This window comes from Maridesulfovibrio zosterae DSM 11974 (assembly GCF_000425265.1).
GTDB classification, from domain to species: domain Bacteria; phylum Desulfobacterota; class Desulfovibrionia; order Desulfovibrionales; family Desulfovibrionaceae; genus Maridesulfovibrio; species Maridesulfovibrio zosterae.
On record NZ_KE384344.1, the window covers coordinates 169332 to 188640 of the forward strand.

At 41.2% G+C, this 19309-nt stretch carries 16 protein-coding genes; 11 read left to right on the forward strand and 5 right to left on the reverse strand.

Annotated features, from left to right (window positions below; all coding sequences use genetic code 11):
- Nucleotides 1-114 precede the first annotated feature (114 nt).
- The 3 genes from thyX (at nucleotide 115) to H589_RS0118705 (ending at nucleotide 4198) form a co-directional block, all read left to right on the forward strand.
- Nucleotides 115-858: an FAD-dependent thymidylate synthase gene (thyX, locus tag H589_RS0118695; RefSeq protein ID WP_027723441.1), complete on the forward strand. Its 744-nt coding sequence runs from the start codon at nucleotides 115-117 to the stop codon at nucleotides 856-858.
- 1014 nt (nucleotides 859-1872) lie between these two features.
- Entirely contained in the window at nucleotides 1873-3225 is a 1353-nt protein-coding gene (locus H589_RS0118700; RefSeq protein ID WP_027723442.1) for a chromosomal replication initiator protein DnaA, read from the forward strand.
- Between the two features lie 274 nt (nucleotides 3226-3499).
- A complete protein-coding gene (locus H589_RS0118705; protein ID WP_027723443.1) occupies nucleotides 3500-4198 on the forward strand; it encodes a DnaA N-terminal domain-containing protein in 699 nt (232 codons plus the stop codon).
- 178 nt (nucleotides 4199-4376) lie between these two features.
- Here H589_RS0118705 and H589_RS0118710 read toward each other — a convergent pair whose 3' ends face one another.
- The 3 genes from H589_RS0118710 to mobA all read right to left on the reverse strand — a co-directional run bounded on the left by H589_RS0118710 (nucleotide 4377) and on the right by mobA (nucleotide 7703).
- Nucleotides 4377-5567 (reverse strand): PhoH family protein, encoded by a 1191-nt coding sequence (locus H589_RS0118710; RefSeq protein WP_027723444.1) that lies wholly within the window; start codon nucleotides 5565-5567, stop codon nucleotides 4377-4379.
- Nucleotides 5568-5860: 293 nt separating this feature from the next.
- Entirely contained in the window at nucleotides 5861-7090 is a 1230-nt protein-coding gene (locus tag H589_RS0118715; RefSeq protein WP_027723445.1) for a molybdopterin molybdotransferase MoeA, read from the reverse strand.
- Nucleotides 7080-7703 carry a molybdenum cofactor guanylyltransferase gene (gene mobA / locus H589_RS20165; RefSeq protein ID WP_051249829.1) on the reverse strand — a complete coding sequence of 208 codons (624 nt, stop codon included), beginning with the start codon at nucleotides 7701-7703 and terminating at the stop codon, nucleotides 7080-7082. The genes H589_RS0118715 and mobA overlap by 11 nt, the downstream gene beginning before the upstream one ends.
- Before the next feature lie 216 nt (nucleotides 7704-7919).
- Between mobA and H589_RS0118725 the strand changes: the two genes are divergently transcribed.
- Entirely contained in the window at nucleotides 7920-8696 is a 777-nt protein-coding gene (locus tag H589_RS0118725; protein WP_027723446.1) for a transporter substrate-binding domain-containing protein, read from the forward strand.
- 72 nt (nucleotides 8697-8768) lie between these two features.
- Here the strand turns inward: H589_RS0118725 and H589_RS0118730 are convergent, their stop codons facing one another.
- Nucleotides 8769-9758: an HD-GYP domain-containing protein gene (locus H589_RS0118730; protein WP_245577222.1), complete on the reverse strand. Its 990-nt coding sequence runs from the start codon at nucleotides 9756-9758 to the stop codon at nucleotides 8769-8771.
- 473 nt (nucleotides 9759-10231) lie between these two features.
- Here H589_RS0118730 and H589_RS20170 point away from each other — a divergent pair, with 473 nt between their 5' ends.
- The 7 genes from H589_RS20170 to H589_RS0118765 all read left to right on the forward strand — a co-directional run bounded on the left by H589_RS20170 (nucleotide 10232) and on the right by H589_RS0118765 (nucleotide 18928).
- Nucleotides 10232-12370, forward strand: coding sequence for an acetate--CoA ligase family protein (locus H589_RS20170; protein WP_211225354.1), 2139 nt, complete (start codon nucleotides 10232-10234; stop codon nucleotides 12368-12370).
- A gap of 10 nt (nucleotides 12371-12380) precedes the next feature.
- Entirely contained in the window at nucleotides 12381-13445 is a 1065-nt protein-coding gene (locus H589_RS0118740; protein WP_027723448.1) for a phosphotransacetylase family protein, read from the forward strand.
- A 416-nt stretch (nucleotides 13446-13861) separates the two neighbouring features.
- Nucleotides 13862-15115 (forward strand): electron transfer complex subunit TmcD, encoded by a 1254-nt coding sequence (tmcD, locus tag H589_RS0118745; RefSeq protein ID WP_027723449.1) that lies wholly within the window; start codon nucleotides 13862-13864, stop codon nucleotides 15113-15115.
- 18 nt (nucleotides 15116-15133) lie between these two features.
- A complete protein-coding gene (gene tmcC / locus H589_RS0118750; protein WP_027723450.1) occupies nucleotides 15134-15793 on the forward strand; it encodes a TmcC family electron transfer complex membrane anchor subunit in 660 nt (219 codons plus the stop codon).
- 25 nt (nucleotides 15794-15818) lie between these two features.
- On the forward strand, nucleotides 15819-17132 hold the full coding sequence (tmcB, locus tag H589_RS0118755; RefSeq protein WP_035076756.1) for an electron transfer complex ferredoxin TmcB: 1314 nt from the start codon (nucleotides 15819-15821) through the stop codon (nucleotides 17130-17132).
- Between the two features lie 14 nt (nucleotides 17133-17146).
- A complete protein-coding gene (gene tmcA / locus H589_RS0118760; protein ID WP_027723452.1) occupies nucleotides 17147-17557 on the forward strand; it encodes an acidic tetraheme cytochrome c3 TmcA in 411 nt (136 codons plus the stop codon).
- A gap of 657 nt (nucleotides 17558-18214) precedes the next feature.
- Nucleotides 18215-18928: a substrate-binding domain-containing protein gene (locus H589_RS0118765; protein ID WP_027723453.1), complete on the forward strand. Its 714-nt coding sequence runs from the start codon at nucleotides 18215-18217 to the stop codon at nucleotides 18926-18928.
- 130 nt (nucleotides 18929-19058) lie between these two features.
- Here H589_RS0118765 and H589_RS21010 read toward each other — a convergent pair.
- The coding region (locus H589_RS21010) for a hypothetical protein (protein WP_027723454.1) at nucleotides 19059-19309 on the reverse strand (251 nt) is incomplete at its 5' end.

A 19309-nucleotide genomic window follows, 5' to 3' on the forward strand; every position in this document is an offset into this window, starting at 1 on the left:
TATGCAACAGGTTTGTTTTTGTACACATTTTCGTGATTAAAAATAGGACAAAGCTCACTGTTGCACCCAATTCTTAATTACTTTATGAAGGGGCCATAAATTGAAGGAGCTCATATGCCGGAAAAAGATTTAAGAGTAGAATTATTGTCGTTGACGCCTAATGCACTGGAGTTAATTTTTGCTGCCTTCCGGCAGTGCTACCATGCCGGTTTTGTAGCCGATATGTGGCCAAAGCTTCTGAGCGGCGAGATTGATAAAGATAAACAGGATCAGTTTGTATCAAAAATACTTGAGTCAGGGCATGACAGTCCAATTGAGCATGTCAGCTTTACTTTCGCAATTGAGGGAATTTCCAGAGCTTGTTCTCACCAGATTGTACGACACCGCATAGCTTCGTATTCCCAGCAGAGTCAACGCTATGTGGCAGAAAGTGATATGGATTATATTATACCTCCCGCGATCAAAAAGATTCCTGAAGCTCGGGCAAGATTTGAAAAATTCATGGATGAAGTCGGTAGTGCTTATAACGATTTGCGCGAAATTTTAGTTGCAGCCGGTCGTGAGAGTAAAGCGAACGAGGATGCCCGTTTTGTTTTGCCGCAGGCTGCTGAAACAAAAATGGTTGTAACCATGAATTGTCGGTCGTTGATGCATTTTTTCAATTTGCGCTGCTGTCAGCGGGCTCAGTGGGAAGTTCGCATTATGGCTGACAAGATGTTGAAGATTTGTAAAGAAGAATTTCCGGCAATTTTCAGGCATGGCGGAGCGCGTTGCGAGCAGCTTGGATACTGTCCTGAGTCAGAACGGTTTGCATGCGGACGTTATCCTACTCTAAAGGAATTGACTGAAAATAAATAAATCCTCTACATTATTATATATAAGAGATGATGTTTTGAATTATTTACGAGACAACTCTGATTATTTGTATTATACAATATATGGGTGTAGTAAAAATAAATAATAAAAGTTCACTCTAAGCCTGTCCAAATTTTTGGGCAGGCTTTTTTTTTGCTGTTCGTAACCCAAAATCATGCTTTATCGCCTAAAATCGCGAAAAATATAATTTGGAACCAAATTTTGTGGATTTAATATTGTAGAGTTTAAATCATATGTAAATGGGTAATTGCAACCATACTATACCTTCTTAGTAGTATTGAATGAGTGTTCAATTTTTGCTTGTTTTTATTTAATTAAAATTATTATATCTTCCTATATTTCTTTGAAAATTAAAGTATTTCACACTCATTTATATCTTATTATATTTATAGTTATCTATTCAAAACGGATAACCTGCATTACTGTTGGTAAGTCTGTCTTTTCTTAGCCCTTTGTTTATGGGGTTATAGAATGTCAAGAATATAAAAAGTTAGTTTTTGTAGTGTGTTACAAAATGTTCTAAAACCAAATTTGTTCTTAACCCCCAGTTTTATTGGTCTTAGCCGCATTTGGAATTTAAATTTTTTTTTATAAACATTAATAAATAATAGAATTATTTTATATAAATTCAATTAATTAAGATGGTTATTTTATTAAACTTGTTTATTTTATAAAAAATAGTAAACTGGAATAATGAGTTATAAAAATATCATTACAAAGAAAAAGTGAGTATTTTTCTAAAAAATAGATAAATATTGATATAATCCTGTGGAAAAAGTTTTCAACATATGTTGAAAACTTTTTCTGTAACATGCAGGAATCCCGATATAGCGGCGTTTAACGTACAATGTAATCAAAATGCTAAATTGCTTGTGTTAAGATAAACTCTAATAAATACAATGTGTTGTCTTGTAGATAAACATGTTAGCGTCATTGGGTGACTACGGGGTTATCTAGAGTTGATGGGGTAAGAGTATTTGTCTTAGTTACGTTTCCATGATGAGAGACAGCTGGAATAAAATTTTAAAATTTCTTGAGAAGGGTCTTAACCCCGGCCTCTACAAGGTTTGGATAAAACCGTTGAAGGCTGAAATCAGCAATAATACTATTAAGCTTTATGCTCCTAATGATTTTGTTGCTGCTTGGGTTAGAGATCGGCTCATGGATAATATTAAGGAAGCCGGAGCACAGGTTCTCGGAGTCGATCCCAAGGTGGAAATCGGGGTCAGGAAGGCTACTGAGAGACCTGCTGTTAAGGCTAAGCCTGCCGTAGCGAGACCTGTACAGACCAGAATGGGCCTGCCCATGATGAGTCCTCCAGTTGTTAACACAAGAATTCCGCGTTGGCGTTTTTCTTTTGATGACTTTATTGTTGGAGAATCCAATCAACTGGCTTGTGCTGCGTCCAGAAGCCTATGCGATAACTCTCTGCCCGGGGATCAGCTTTTTTTAAGCTCAACTCCTGGTCTTGGGAAAACGCATCTTCTGCATTCTATTGGCAAGAATCTTTGTGCAACCAGTAACAAAAAACATGTGTCAATTGCCTGTTTAACTGCAGAAGAATTTGCAAACAGGTTGGTACTAGCCCTTAAGTCTGGCGAAGTATCTCGTTTTAAATCAGAATTTAGGGATAATGTTGACTGTCTTCTTCTTGAAGATGTTCATTTTTTTCAGGGCAAAGAGAAAATGCAGAATGAAATTCTGGAAACATTGAAATCTTTGCAAATACGCGGTTCAAAAGTTGTTATGACCAGTTCTTTCCTACCTCGCGAGTTGGAAAAAATTGATCAGCAACTTGTTTCCCGCTTTAGTTCCGGGCTTTTGGCTGTTATTGCTACCCCTGATTTTGAAACCAGAAAAAGAATTGTTCAGAGCAAGGCCATGCGTCTTGGAACTCAGGTATCGGATTCAATTTCAGAGCTCCTTGCTGATAGGATTACTACAGATGTAAGACAGCTTGAAAGCTGCCTTCAGAATCTGGTTCTAAAGGCAAGACTCCTCAACCGGAATGTTTCTCAGGAACTTGCATGGCAGGTGCTTGAAAATTATGCTGTAGCTAATGCTGCACCGAGTTATGAGTCAATTGTTGAGCATATTTGTCGTTCATATGAGCTTACACCGGACCAGTTGCGTTCGAAAAGCCGTAAACGTCAGATCGTTTTAGCACGAAACACTGCATTCTTTCTTGCTCGTAAACATACAGAACTTTCTCTTAAGGATATCGGCACAAAATTGGGCCGTAGACACTCAACAGTAATCAAAGGCATCACCAATATTGAACGTGAGATTTCTTTGCAGACTCCACTTGGAAGACAGTTGCAGGATACTATTGAACGTTTGACTCCGTAAAAGACTTTATTTCGGTTTTAGAGCACATTTTAAGTGCAAATGTTGGTTTTAAATTTCCTTTTTTGAGGAATTTTTTATTTTGTTTTGATTGCGTATTGGTGCAGATTTTAAATTATTATATCTGCACCAATACGCCTTTAGTGTTTAGAGTAGACAGATAATTGCCTGTTTGCTTTTATTTTGGTTAGAGAGTTATTCATTGCAGCCGGCTTTGAAATGTCGTAGATCATCCCTTTTGCAATTTAACGGGACCTTGACTTCAGGGGTAGGAAAAATGAATTCTAATGTATGGAACTCCATAAAAAAGAAACTTAGGATTCGCATTAATCCTGTATTGGTGCGTGTCTGGGTTGATCCGCTTTCAGCTGTATATGAAGGCGGGGTAGTGCAGCTTACTGCTCCTAATGAATTCGTACTTAACTGGGTTCGTGACCATCTCCTTGATCGTATCAAGGATGCGGCTCAAGAAGTTCTTGAATCTAAAGTAGGTGTAACTATTGATTTGCATCCTTCCTCTGAATCGGTATCTCCACGTCAAATTATGACTGATGTTAATGCCTTTTATGCTGCAGATGAAATCCTTGCCAGTATCAATCGGTTGACTGGAATTGTTCGTGAATCCTTTCCATATTTTTCAGAAGAAGCAGACAAGAGAGTTGAAGAGGATGAGCTGGTTGAAGCTGTTCTTGAGCCGCAGACTTTTGATTCAATTCTTGATGCCGTCCTTGAAGCATTTGCAGTAACTTTTCGTGAGCTTATGATGCAGGAAAATGAACATGCCATGCTTGCCAGACGGGCACTTTACTATCTGTGCTTTCGCTATGGTATCCCCGCCGAAGAAGTTGCTCTTAATATGGATTGTACTGTTTCAGAAGTCCGCAAAGGAGCAAGTGTTTTAGAAGATGAGATCTCTTCAGCCATAGAGAATGGTGAAGATCTTGACGAACTTTTATTGCGGGTTTTCCAGAAGTGAATTTAGTCCTTTCCTGGTGATTATGATAATTGTTTTTAGTATGCGTTTTTATAAAATTTTTAATAAAAAAGAAATTTATTATGCCAGCCCAGCTGATTAAATCAGTCAGGCTGGCTTTTTGCTTTAGGCTTAGTTTTTACGATTTAAAATTGTTAAGATTTAAAAAGGTCAAATGTTATTACAATCCTGTTTTTATGATTAAATCGGTTATTGGCCCTCTTGATCTTTCACCTTTAAGAACCATATGCGCATATTCTTTGTTGTTTTTAAGCTTTTTTACTATCCAGTTTAGTCCGTTATTGCTTTCATTCAAATAAGGGTTGTCGACCTGCCGGGTGTCGCCAAGGCAGATGCATTTTACGCCCTCACCCATGCGAGTGAGAAGGGAGCGAACTTCCGATCGTGACATATTCTGCATTTCGTCAATAATGACGACGCAGTTTTCTAAGTTCATACCTCTTATATAAGCTATAGGTAGAATCTCAAATTTCTTCTGATTAAAACGAATTTTTTCGGGATCGCTGTCCATAAAGATGCGATTGGCCGGTCGCTGCTCATGTAACTTCACAGCCAGATCATGTATGTATCGTATATAAGGCTGCATCTTTTCTTCCACTGTGCCTGGCAGAAACCCCATTTTAGCTCCAATTTCCCATAATGGTTTAACAAGGTATACCTTTTCGTAAGGGTTATCTTTCTTTTCAAGGGCTAAAAAAAGGGCTGACGCCAGAGCAAGAAAGGTTTTGCCGTATCCTGCTTCTGATTGAACTGATATAATATTGAGTTTATCGTTAAGCATCAGTTCTATGGCAAGATTCTGATAAATGTTGCGAGGTGTAACTCCCCATACTTCATGGGTGTAGGTAACAGCTTTATTTTCTTTATGACCATAGAAAACCGGGGTTCCATTCTCCCAGCGAAAAGAGTTTATAATCGGGCTTTCTGTTTCAGCGGTAAATCCAGTATATATTTGCGAATCTGACCGGAATGGCTCTGAGTCCTTATATCCTTCACATTTAAGGCTGTATATCCCCGCTTTGATTTGCAGTATGCGGTCATTGGTAATCAATACTGGCTCATCAATCCCGCTGTTAATGGTTTCCTTAAGAATGCAGTCGTCAGGATTAAGTGCAGTTAGACTTTCAGCATATTCTGGCGGAAGTATCGTAACTATCTTGTCTTTAAGAATTATAGATATTGCCTGCGCAACAATATGCCCTATGCGGGGATCTCTTTTCAGCTTATCAAGCTCAGTCAATACCGTATATGGAATATGAATTTTGTTGTCCTGACCATTTCTTAGAGTTGTAATGCATTTAGGGTTCTCAATAAGCACGTTAGTATCCAAAACAAAATTTTTTTGTCCCATAATCCCTCAGCTCTTTTTTGCAGGTTATACGAAAAGAGAAAAGGCAACCGTGAAATGGTCGCCTTCATCAAGAAAGATTTATTAATGCTGCTTCAGCTTTGATGTATATTTTGCAGACTGACTTTTGGTACATGTTATTTATATACACGAACCATGTTTCTATATTGCTCCGAGCCTGTAGCTGTCATGTTACGGATTCATGAAAATACTATATAATTGTCTGCAAATGAATAGATTGTGCTCAGCAGTTAAAAGTAGGAAAGCTGTGAACTAAACAAAATGTTAAAGTCGATTTATGCAAATTTAATTACTTGAACTTTGCATCCTTTTTCAAGTTCTCCGCAATCAGGAGGGAGAACAATTATTCCGTTGCTTATATTCATTACTTTGCGAGGAGACAGGTCAGGTGAGGTTAGCGGGTCAGCGATGAGCTTTCCTCCTTGTTCGAAAACCAGGCAGGGACGCAACTTTTCTCTTTCATTGGCTCCGATCACGCTACTGCTTAAATGAGCTGTGAATTTGGGGGAAATATCTGGCTGTCCAAGAAGGATGTTTATAATAGGTTTGATTACAGTATGAAATGCAAGATTTACGGCATTAGGAGGACCTGGAAGACCAACAACGATGCAACTCCCTAGCTGACAGGCAAAAATGGATTTTGCAGGGTGCATGGATAGCCCCTTGAAGATGGGGGTTCCACCGGCTTCAAGAACAGAATTAAAGACAAAGTCTCTATTTCCGGGGCCTGTTCCTCCTGTGGTGATAATTAAGTTACAGTGTGAGTATGCTTTAATTGCTGTGGAGATTGATTCGGGCGAATTTGCGCATGGTGAAATCTTGATTTCCGTTGCTCCGCAACGCTTGCAAAGCGATTTTACCAGAATGAGATTATCTGCCGGAATCAGGCTTAACGAATTGACTGCTGCAGGGTCGCACAATTCATTTCCCACAGCCAGTACTGCAATTGCCGGACTGCATCGAACAGGTACAGCCCTAATTCCAGCATAAGACAGCAGGGCGGCTTGGCAGGGATTAATGATTTCATTTTCAGAAATAATTGTTTCGCCTTTCTTTATATCTGATCCGCGCTTGAAGATATAATCTCCTTTTTTGACTGGAGAGGATATTTGAATTGTATTTTCAGATATTACTACCTTTTCAAATGGAATAACGGCATCTGTACCAGGAGGAATTATTCCTCCGGTTAGTACTTTTACTGCACTGCCTATTGTCGATTCGCTGGGAGTCATGGAGGATGGGCGAATTTCACCCGTAAAGCTTAAGACTATGGGCGTGTTTTTTGAAGCTTTTGTTGTCTCTGTACTGGAAACAGCAAATCCATCCATTGCTGACCGATCATGTTCAGGAAGTGAAATAGCTGAGCAAATAGTTTGTGCTGAAATTTTATCAGAGCAGTCAATCACCGATACTTGTTCCTCTGGAAGAGTGCGAATTCTGTCCTGTAAAGTTCTCAGCGCCTGTGACCGTGGGATATTTTTAGAAAAACTTTGATTACTCGGCATTATTTGCCCTCTTGCATGCGTTATCAAGTTCTTCTGGGGTGTTGACATTAATAAATGTTTCAAGGTTCCGGTCTTTATGTTTAAGCCGGGCTGTCTCAACTGTGCGGATTTTTACCTGCGGAAAGAATCTGATAATCTGATAGATATTTTTTTGCAGATTTTCTTCAATAAATGGAAGGCATTTTTTGGAGTAGACAGCGCAAAGTGGTTCGTACATTCCATTGGGATGGACTGGGATCAAAACATCTACTTCCGGTGTAAAGTGGGTTAAAAAGTCTTTGATCAGTTCTCGATTGAGAAAAGGGGAATCACAAGCTGTAACAAACACGTGATCTGTTCTGGAGTGGTAGAGAGCAGCGTGAACTCCTGTTAAAGAGCTGCGCGCTTCAAAGACATCTCCTTCAAGTCTGATACTTAAATCTCTGTGATTTTCCGGAGTTCTGGTTATTATAAAGGTCTCATTAAACAGACCTTCCAGTTTGGCTATAATTAGGCTGATTAGTTTCTGACCGGAAATTTCAAGGCAAGATTTATCCCTGCTGCCCATACGGCGGCCTTCTCCTCCAGCTAAAACTGCAGCACTGATATTTAGTAATTTAGATGAATTTAGCATAACCTTTTACCGCAATATATTGGAACAGTAATTTTCTTTCTGCCATAAAAGTTCTTGTAAAGCTATTCTGTTTTATAGCGTTGAGTAAATCTGGTTGGACTTTTAAAGAAGTAATGTATATCAAAAATTATGGCTAAAAAGCGGTATATCAGTGACCGCTCCTATGTTTTTATTTTTTCCCATCTTGTATAATTCAATCAGATTAAAGGAGATTTTATGAAACGTTTTTATGTCCTTATAGGGTTTGCTATGACACTTACCATGCTTCTTTCCGGTATTGCTCAGGCTCGGTCTATGGATGAGATTCTTGAGAGCAAAACCCTTAAGGTAGGAACTACTGGTGATTACAAGCCGTTTTCTTTTAATAATAATGGTAAATATGAAGGGTTTGATATTGCTGTGGCGCAGAGTTTTGCGAATAAACTCGGCGTAAAGCTTGAGCTGATCCCAACCACATGGAAGACTCTTATGAGGGATCTTAAAGTGGGGAAATATGATATCGGAATGTCCGGCATAACCCGCACCATTGCTCGTCAGAAGGAAGCTTGTTTTTCACAGGGTTACGTTACTTTTGGTAAAACTCCACTTGTTGCCAGCTCTAAGGCAGCAAATTTTAAAACTATGGCTGATATTGATAAAAAAAGTATTAAAGTTGGAGTTAATCCCGGTGGTACGAATGAAAAATTTGTTCGTGCCAATATAAAAAATGCTGACGTAATCCTTTTCGAGTCAAATTTAGAAATTCCTGTTGCAGTGGCTTCCGGAAAGGTTGATGTAATGATCACTGACAGTGTTGAAGCAATATATTACGCAGCATCAAACCCAAAACTTGCCGCTCCGATGCTTGATAATCTTTTTACCCGCAGTCAGCTCGGTTATTTAATGCCTGCAGATGCTACAAGATTACAGGATACCGTTAATTTTATGATGGACCAGATGATCCTTAAAGGCGAGATGAAAAAGATCAAGTCTCAGTATCTACACATGGATTAGTTTGATTTCTATTGATAAACAAAGCCTTGCACAAAACTTGTTCAGGGCTTTGTTTATTTAATCAGGTAGTTATCAGTCCCCATTGTAAGTCACCTTTTCAAGTGCATAAATTATGTTCGGGTCGTACTGGGTGGCTTCTTTATATAAAATTTTAAGTGCGCTTACAGTTGATATGCGTTTTTTTCCTGGACGCTCCATAGTCATAGCTACATAGGAATCAACTGCCCCGCACAGTTTTCCAAGCCATGACAATTTATCATTGGTCACACCTCGAGGATATCCAGACCCGTCCATCCTTTCATGGTGTTCCAGAATAGCCCTGAGGGTGGGCTTATTCAGCTTTTGGGTAATACTCAGCAACTCTATCGAGCCTATTGCATGCTGCTTAATCCTCTTCTGCTCGTCGCGGGTCAGACAGAATTCTTTTCCCAGTACAAATTCAGGTAGATTACACAAACCTATATCACAGAGTAATAAAGCGCAAAATGCATCTGTGAAAATATTTATATCCGGTTTTGCATCACGTCCGATAAGTATTACTGCAGCCCCTATTATTCCGCATGAAATAGACTTATTTACTAAAGAGTGTCTGGTATCAAGCTTGGACATGAGGAGCGGTATAAGTTCTGTATTTTCGTGTAGCAGTTCTGCGACCGCGCATATTGTTTCATGGAATTTATTGAAGTGGATTTTGATTGAGTCTACATATATTCCTTGAGCCGCATGTTTAAGACCTTCAACTATAACTGCGGCCAGTTCATGCTCAGGAATTGAATTGGAAATATCCCTTACTACGATATTCAGATTTTCTGAAAAAAAAGGTTTGCATGCTGAAATGTCGGTGCATTTAATAAATATTAATCCCTTATCACAATCAGTATATATAGCTTGTCTGTCTGCAGACAAAATAACTTTACCCGGAGTTGTTACAGGGAAAAATTTGCCACTGGTATTGTTCAGCTTGTAAAGGCTGAATGGCAGATCATTTTTGGGAAGAAACTTGAAAACATCGCTCGTAATTGAACAAAAGCTTTCTTGTATCAATTTGTGATCATGAATCATATTCAAAGCAGACTCCACGACTGCAGTATTTGTATTAAATGTTGCTGAAGTAAAAAATAGTCTAAAAGCAACAGTAAAATACAGCACAAAATCGTATGTATAATTGTGCAAAACCCGACATATTTTTTTAACATTAAAGAAAGTGGTTTAGCAATGTTTAATATGCTATGTGTATTGTATTGAATTTACTGTTTTTAATTGGCTACAATATGTTTTTGTGTCAAAAATAGTTTGGATTTTGATTGGATATAGCTTTTTTATAAAATTAAATAATAGACACAAATTCTGCTATGCAGAGCAATCTCATTACTTGCAATGATAGCCCCACTCTGACTATATTCACACGTTGTCGGGTTGATAGCATGATTTTGAGGCCCTGGCATTTTTTTAGAGTTAAGTTTTTGGAACAAAATTATTTTTTTTAATATACCTTCAGTCTCTTCATATTGAGCTTAAGGGGTTCGGGAGAAAGTTTGGATAGTCTTTTTGCTCCTTCTTCAATCGCCGTTGTGGGCGCATCATCAGTTCCCGGCAAGATCGGTAATATTATTCTGACCAATATACTAAGTGCAGGGTTTAAAGGCGAAGTTTTTGTCGTAAACCCTCATGGTGGTAATATTTGCGGGTTAGAAGTCTTCAGAAATATTGCGGATATAGGGCGTGAAGTCGATTTGGCTATCATAGTTCTTCCGCGTGATCTTGTTATGCAATCTTTTCGGGAGCTTCTCGAAAATGGAGTGCGATCAGTCATTGTCGTTTCAGCTGGATTTAAGGAAGTTGATCATGATGGCTGGGTGCTTGAGACTGAGCTTGCCAATCTTGCTGTTGAAAACAGGATTAATCTTCTTGGCCCGAACTGTCTTGGATTAATCAGCGCAGCCTCTTGTTTGAATGCTTCATTTGCCACCGGGAACCCTCTTGGCGGGGCAATGGGGTTTTTCTCCCAGTCCGGAGCACTTTGTGTTGCTGTTTTGGATTGGGCTCTAGGAGAGCGGGTTGGTTTTTCAAATTTTATAAGCATCGGTAATAAAGCCGTAATTGATGAAGCTTCAATGCTTGAGTATCTTGGCAATGACCCTGAAACAAAGGTTATTATCGGATATGTTGAAAATGTAGATGACGGGCGTGCTTTTATGGAGCGGGCTGCCCGTGTTTCCATGAAGAAGCCAATCATAATGATGAAAGCAGGAGCTACTCCTGCTGGGGCAAGAGCTGCTTCAGCCCATACCGGTGCCGTTGCCGGATCAGATCAAGCCTGCGGGGCTGCTTTTAAACAATCCGGTGTAATTCGGGTCGAGCGGTTGGATGAACTTTTCAACCTTGCAAGAGCTTTTTCTGCGCAGGAACTTCCCCTTGGTCCAAATCTTGGGATTGTCACCAATGCTGGGGGACCCGGAATTTTGGCTGCTGATGCATGCGGTGAGTCTGAAATGCGTATGCCCACGTTCTCTCCTGATACAATAGGTGAGCTGCAACGCATGCTTCCCGGTTATGCTTCATTATATAATCCGGTAGACTTACTTAGCAGTGCTGATGCCGACAGCTACTCCCGTGCCGTTAGAATTGTGGGGCATGATATGGCGGTAAACAGCTTGTTGGTGATTATTGCTCCGTCTGCCAAGTTAGATTTTTCAGAAGTTGCGCGTTCAGTTGTTGGGGCTGTCTCAGAAATCAATAAGCCTGTTTTTTGTTGTCTTATGGGACGTAAAAACAGTGAGGAAGCTAGAGAAATATTTGCTTCTGCCGGTATTCCTGTTTATGATTTTCCTAAACAGGCTGTCCGGGCTATGGATATTATGCGTCGCTATGCTGTTTGGAAAGGGCGTCCTCCACGCACTTATCAGACTCCTGAATACGATGTGGATAGTGTTCGTACTGTTATTGATACAGCACTTAGATCAGGGCGATCTGAACTGGTTGAATTTCAGGCCCGTGATATTGTAACTGCTTCAGGCTTGCCAAGTCCTGAATCAGATCTTGCCAGAAGTAGTGATGAGGCCGCAGCAATCGCTGATCAGCTAGGCTATCCTGTAGTTATTAAAATTGTCTCACCTGAAATTATCCATAAATCAGATGTGGATGGAGTCAGACTTAACCTTAATTCTGCAGAGGAAGTTAAAGCTGCCTTCTGGGAGATAACAGCACGTACACAGCGGCTTAGGCCTGATGTTTACATTGCAGGGTGTCTGGTTCAGCAGATGGCTTCTTCCGGTTCACGGGAGGTTGTAATTGGATTTCGCCGAGATGATCAGTTTGGGCCATTGCTCAAGTTTGGTCTGGGCGGAGTCTATGTGGAAATTTTGAAAGATATTTCTTATCGTCTCGCTCCCCTCTCTGTTGAAGATGCAGGGGAGATGGTACGGGAAATTCGTTCGTATATGTTGCTGAAAGGAGTCAAAGGAGGCGAGCCTGTTGACTTCGAAGCTATAACAGATGTTTTGATCAGGATGTCCTGTCTTGCTGAAGATTTTCCTGAAATTTATGAAGCTGAATTTAACCCTGTGCTTGTAAGCTCGGATGAGGCTCTTGTTGCGGATGCCAAAATGATTGTGGTTGATTTGCCTGAAAATGGCAGAGCAGCCGGGCTTGGAGCTGGCGATGAGCTTGAATAAGGAGGCATAGATGGTAGGTTTATATATAGGATCTACTACCGGATATTCCGGTAAGAATCTTTTGGCAATGGCTCTCGGGCTTAAACTTAAGGACTGCGGTCTTAAAGTTGGCTATATGAAACCTGTCGGAGCTGTTCCGCATATGGACGGGGATAAACCCGGAGATGCTGACGCAGCTTTTATTCAGGAAGTTTTGGGACTGGAGCAGGACTCTACAAAGGTTACCCCTGTTTTGGTTACAAGGGATTTTACAATTAAGGCTTTCTCAGAAGATATGGGAGACCTTATGCCTTCAATTGTGGAGTCTTACGAGGAGCTGAGCCAGAATAAAGATGTAATGATCATTGGTGGGTCTGGAAGTTACTTAAGTTCTGGAACTTACTGTGGAGTCAGCGGACCTGATGTAGCCCGGGCTGTAGGAGCTAAAACTATTCTTGTAGATCGCTATACCAGTGAGCTCCGTTACGATTACGTTCTGCGTGTGCAGAAGGAATTGGGTGATGATTTTCTGGGGGTAGTTTTTAATGATGTTCCTGAACATTATATGGATGAGTTGAAGTCATTGCTGGTTCCTTTTCTTGAACAGAAAGGAGTTAAGGTCCTCGGAATTATTCCGCGTGATCCTCTCATGGGAGCAATCAAGGTTAATGATCTGGCTGAAAGATTGTTTGGAAAAATTATTTCTGCACATGCTAAAGCCGATAGAGTTGTTGAGAATTTTCTTATCGGAACAATGCAGGTTGAAAACTTTATTACCCACTTCAGGCGACATAAAAATTCTGCAGTAATAGTTGGCGGCGACCGTGCAGATGTTCAGCTCGTTGCTCTTGAGGGTAACTGTCCTTGTCTTATTCTTACCGGTAATCTTTATCCTAATGATATAATACTCACTCGTTCAGAAGTTCTGGAAATTCCGGTAATTGTTGTGCGTGATGACACATACGCAGTTGCCAAGAAAATGGAAGCGATTCAGGATAGCTACAAATTGAGAGATATGATAAAAATTAATCACGGAGCCCAGCTTGTAAATTCCGAGCTCGATTATGACCATATTATGGCTGAATTGGATCTATGATTACCTCCTATAAAAGTTGGTATTTTAACCTACCGTTATAGTAGGAATAAAAAATTCATTTATTCATTTATGTCAAATGAGTGTAGTTGTTTTTTATTGAATAAATAGTCTTTATCTGTCTGAAATAATAGCTTTTAAGTATAGGGTGTTTACATGGTTTTCATGTGAACATCCTTGTTTTTTTATTACTTTTCTCCGATTAAACCCTTAACATGCTATTGTCCTAGTTTCTAAAATGTGCGAATTAACTTGCAGTTATAAGGTCGAGCGATATTTCGGCCTTGGTGTGACGAGGTTTGTTTCGACCAAAGACGGGACTATTATTGGTTAGAAAACAGGGTGCATAGCACCCGAAAAACCGAGCGGATTCGGTATATTGGCGGATAGACCGGATCATCGGAATGAGGAGGCGTGAGATGCCTGAAGCGTCCACGTGGGATTGGAATCCCGGTAGGCGAGAGGTCCAGGACACCGGTTCTTGGTCCGATAAATTTGAGTGGGTGGAAGAGTTTCATGCCAGCCCCGACGGTGAAAAGGTCGGAGCAGTCGTAAAGACAGGCGAAATGGAATTCACTGCTTGCGTTAATGGTGACACCTGGGAAGAGAGATACGAAAGGGTTTTTTATCCTAAGTTCGCTCCAGACAGCAGGTTTACTGGAATTGCCCAGCAGGATGGTGAATGGACTCTGTCAGTTGATGGAAAGAATTGGCCTGAAATGTATGGCTATATCTGGAAGACAACTTTCGGCCCTGAAGGAACCATTATCTGTGCTGTACAGCAGGATGGTGAATACGGAATGGGTGTCGACGGAGTTCTCTGGGAAAACCTTTTTGAGAACGCAAATAATTTTACCGCAGGCAATGACGGAAAATCTACAGCTGCAGTTGTTCAGGTCACATCTATGGGCCAGGCCGATATTGATACTTTTCAGAAGGGTATCTTCTCTGTTGCTGTTAACGGCAATGCTTGGGACAATGTATTCATGAACTGTTACACTCCTGTATTTGATACTGAGTGTAAAAAAGTAGCATGCCAGGTAAGAAAGACTCTCTATGATTATACCATCGCTGTAGATGGTAAAATCTGGCAGCGTGAATATCAGTGTGTATGGGCTCCATGTTTTAACCCGGTAACCGGAGCACTTGTTGCCCCTGTTCGTTTGGGTGGAAAATGGGGAATGGCACAGGACGGAGAAATGCTCTGGGGTAATACCTTTGCAAACTGCTGGCACCAGCAGTTCAGCGCAGACGGAAACAAACTCTGGGCAATAGTTGCTCCATCCTTCGGTAAATTTACCGTTGCAGTGGACGGCACCCCATGGTCTGTTACTGCTCCTGTAGTTGTCGATCTGGCTGTTAGTCCTGATGGTAATCGTGCAGCAGCATTAGGAAAAGATGATAAAGATTACACCGTTATGTGTGATGCTAAAGTCTGGCCCGGTGTTTATGAAATGGCATGGAAACCTGTTTTCAGTCCTGATAGTACTAAAGTTGCTACAAAGGTTGAAAAGAACGGACGCTATACTGTTGTGCTCGATGGCAAAGCTTATGGCCAGGATTTTGAGCAGTGCTGGGAGCCAGTTTTCAGCCCCGACAGTTCAAAAGTCCTCATTCGTGCAATCGATGGCGGTAAATTTGTTCGCATCGTTGCCGAAGTCAGCGAATTCTAATAGCCGGAGGCAATACACATGAACAGTATTTATGCATTCGTGGTTGGCCCTCTGGCATGGTTCGCCTGGGGCGTGTTTGTTCTTGGTTCAGCTTACAGACTGGTTTCAATGTACCAGCTGGCAAAAGCAAAAGACGGTTCGTCATTGCATTACATGAGTTTCAAGTATGGATTCAGGTCTATACTGGCTTGGCTCAATCCTGCCGGAACACTCGGCTGGCAGCGTAATCCTTGGACTGCAATGATGACCTTTGTTTTTCATATCTGTCTTGTCATTGTTCCGCTGTTCCTGCTTGGACATGTGGTTCTTTGGGATCAGTTTTTCGGCATCAGCTGGCCTACTATTCCCGATCAGATTGCTGACATCATGTCTATCGTGGTTGTTGTATGTTGCATTTATTTCGGCCTTCGCCGTTTCTTGCAGCGCGACGTGGCATTCCTGACAACCGGTAAAGACTGGGTTGCACTTGCTGTTCCCGGACTTGTTTTTCTTACCGGTGTTCTTGCTTATCACGAAATAGGTGATGCTAAGGTTATGCTTATTCTGCATATCCTTTGTGGTGAAATGATGCTTATCAGCATTCCTTTTACCCGTTTGAGCCACATGCTGTTCGGTCTGTTCACCAGAGCCTACATTGGATCAGAGTTCGGCGGTGTTCGCCGTTGTAAGGACTGGTAACCAAAGCCCTGCAAGGAGTATTGAAATGACATTCGACAGGAAAATCGAAGACTCAGGGCTTAACCGCGGGATTTCCCGTCTGACCCCTGAACGTATCGAAAACACCCTTAAACAGGTTATCGAAGGAGAAGCCGGCGCAAAGCTTAAGCTATATGCTGAAACTTGTATGCGTTGCGGTATGTGCTCCGAAGCCTGCCATTACTATATGTCCCATGATGGAGACCCCAGCTATTCACCTGCTGGTAAGGTCCACCAGACTTTGGGTAAAATTCTTCGCAAGAACTACAAATTAACTGCTGAAGAAGTCTATGAAATGGCGCAGATCGCTTACACTGAGTGTAACCTCTGCCGTCGTTGTATCCATTTCTGTCCGCTGGGAATTGATACTGGTTACATCATGAGTATGGTTCGTCGTATGTGCCATAAGCTTGGTGTTACTCCTCAGTATATTCAGGATACCGCACATTCTCATTCTGCTACTATGAACCAGATGTGGCTCAAGGATGATGAATGGCCGGATACCCTGCAGTGGCAGGAAGATGAAGCTCGTGATGAAATGCCTAATCTGCGTATCCCTCTTGATAAAGAAGGTGCTGATATTTATTACTCAGTTATCGCACCGGAACCTAAGTTTCGTACTCAGTTGATTTATCAGGCTGCTTATATCTTCAACGAAGCTGGAGTTGATTTTACCATGCCTACCGAACCTGGCTGGGATAACTCCGATATGTGTATGTTCACAGGCGACTTTGAAATGATGGGTCGTCTTAAAAAACGTCACTTTGAATCTGCCCTTGATCTTAAAGTCAAACGCATCGTCATGGGTGAGTGTGGACACGCATTTCGCTCCATCTACGATCAGGGTAACCGTTGGGACGCTTGGGAAATGTATCCTATTGAAGTTGTTCACTCTGTTGAATTCTTCTGGGAGCTTTTCGAAGCTGGAAAAATCAAGCTCCGTGAAAAGTTCAAAGAACCTATCACTGTGCATGATCCATGTAATATCATCCGCGGACGCGGCTTGATGGAACAGTCTCGCAAATTAGCTCATGCACTTTGTGAAAACGTTGTTGAAATGACTCCTAACCTTGAGCACAACTATTGCTGTGCTGCCGGTGGCGGTGTTATCAACTGCGGTCCTCCGTTTAAGAATGTGCGCATGAAAGGTAACAGGATCAAAGCCGAACAGCTCAAGGCTACCGGAGTTAAGACAATTCTTGCTCCTTGTCATAACTGTCACGGTGGACTCGAAGATCTCGTTCATTACTATGAATTGGGAATGGATATTAAGTTCTTCGGTGATCTTATCTATGATCTCATGGAAAAGCCTGAAGCGTAAGGAGGAAGATTACAATGTACAAAAGAGTATTCTCTATTGCGGTTATCGCCGCCTGTGTCTTTCTCTATATGATCCCCGCGTTCTGTCAGGAAGATATCACTTCCCTTATGGACCCGGCTTTTAAGCATCCTGCAAGACCTGCAGCTATGTTTGCACATGACGCACATAACGAGAAGGCTGGTATTGATGATTGTGCCGTTTGTCACCACGTGTGGGAGAACGGTAAAATCGTTGAAGGTGAGAGTTCTGAAGATCAAAAATGTTCCGACTGTCATGCTGTGAAGCCTGCAGCCGGAAAAACAGGTCTGCGTAATGCTTATCACAAGCTTTGCACTGACTGCCATGTTAAAGAAAGCAAAGGTCCCGTTACCTGCGCAGGTTGCCATCCGAAGGGTGGAGCAGCAGCACCAGCAGCACACGAATAGAACCTTTTGGTATAGAATTTAAAAGGCCGTCCCATATGGGGCGGCCTTTTTTTGTTGCGATGTTCTGCTCTGGAATTGGCAATTTCTAAAAAAAGAACGAGATAACAAAAAAAGGATTTAAAAGCAGGGTGTGTTTTTAGGCTTATGGCTGCCCTAGTTGAAATATTCGGGTCTGTTAGTGGTTTGTTGGCTCAGATTTTTATAAAATTTCTTAAGTTTCTTTATATGGGGTAGTGGACTGACTGTGCGGAGCAAGTCTTGATGTTCGAGCTGGCGAAGTCATACCCATTATCGTCCCTAATGGGACAGGTAGTCTATACATATGAGCTGCATGTCTGGTTTGTCTGAGCCAAACTCTGAAGTGTCAGATTAATACTGCTTATGAGCATAGCTGCAAAAAAGATAGCTCAATCAACCAAATTTATGTCCTAAATAAATAGCCCTGTGCTTGCTTTTTCTGTTATAGATGTAATAAATGAGCAAAATAAAAATATTCATTTTGTAAAAGAACTGCTGGAAAGTGTAGTAGGAAGTTATGCTGAACTAGTTGTCACTCAATAATAATTAAGCAGGTTGTCTAGTCTTGGAATAGAGACAAATACTTTCAAAGATAGAAGTATAGGTTTCACGGCTAAACCCTGAAAGGGAGAGCGTGACATGAAATTAGAAGTGAAGGCATATGCTGCAGGAAGTTTGCGTAAGGTTCTGCCTGAGATATTCAATAAAATAGGTATCCTGGGAGAGATCGAATTCGGGCCGTCAGGAGTTTTGAAAGAAAGAATAGTCAATGGTGAGCAAGTTGACCTCTTTTTTCCCGCAAACATGCAGCATGCACAAAGCCTTTTTGAGCTGGGACTGAGTAATATGCCGCAAATCTTTGCGCATAACGAGCTATGCCTGTTTGGTAAAAGTGATATCCTTACAAATAATGATGCACTAAATTTGATGCTTGATCCACAATACAGACTGGGAACTTCGACGCCTATCGATGATCCCGGTGGTGATTATGCTTTTGCTGTATTTGATAAAGCTGATAGCATACAGAAAGGAGCAACTGATAAGCTTAGGGAAAAGGCATTACCATTGGTCGGTGGTAGAAATAGTAAAATTAAAGATGGTAGTCATTCACCGGTATATGTTCTTTTCAAAGCATCGTTGGTGGATATGTTTTTAGGATATAGGACTACTGCTATAGATATATCAAAGTACATTGATGATATTCTTATAGTTGATTTACCGGATTCTTTACAAATACGATCCGAATATGGAGTTGTTGTAGTCAATGGAAGTAATAAAGGTCAGCTAGCCCTCAAGTTACTTCAAAGTCCAGAAATTGAAGAAATCCTTATAGAATATGGATTTTCTAGTTAAAGTAGTCAGTTGCATTTAAAATAATTCAAAAAGCAGTTGACGTGGCGGTGTGTTTTATCTAGAACCTCTTTCTCGGCTGAGTGCGGCCTTAAATGGCACAGCGCAGCTGAGATTTTTTTTGACTGACCGGTCATAAAACGGTTGACTTCTGGATCGGGTTCACATAGTTTCCCAATCCGCACTGAGTGAAAACGCAAGGTGTTGAGATCATTGAATAAAAGTTGAATTGGGCAGCAGGCTGAGCGGGTGTCTTGAATAGATGACGCGAGCTGGTTTCGGAAGGTTTTGCTGGACGGAGCTCAGGAAAAAAAACTTTTAAAAAGTGATTGACAAGCGGAGCAAGCTTCTTTAGTTTGCCTCTCCGCACTGAGGGAAAACAAG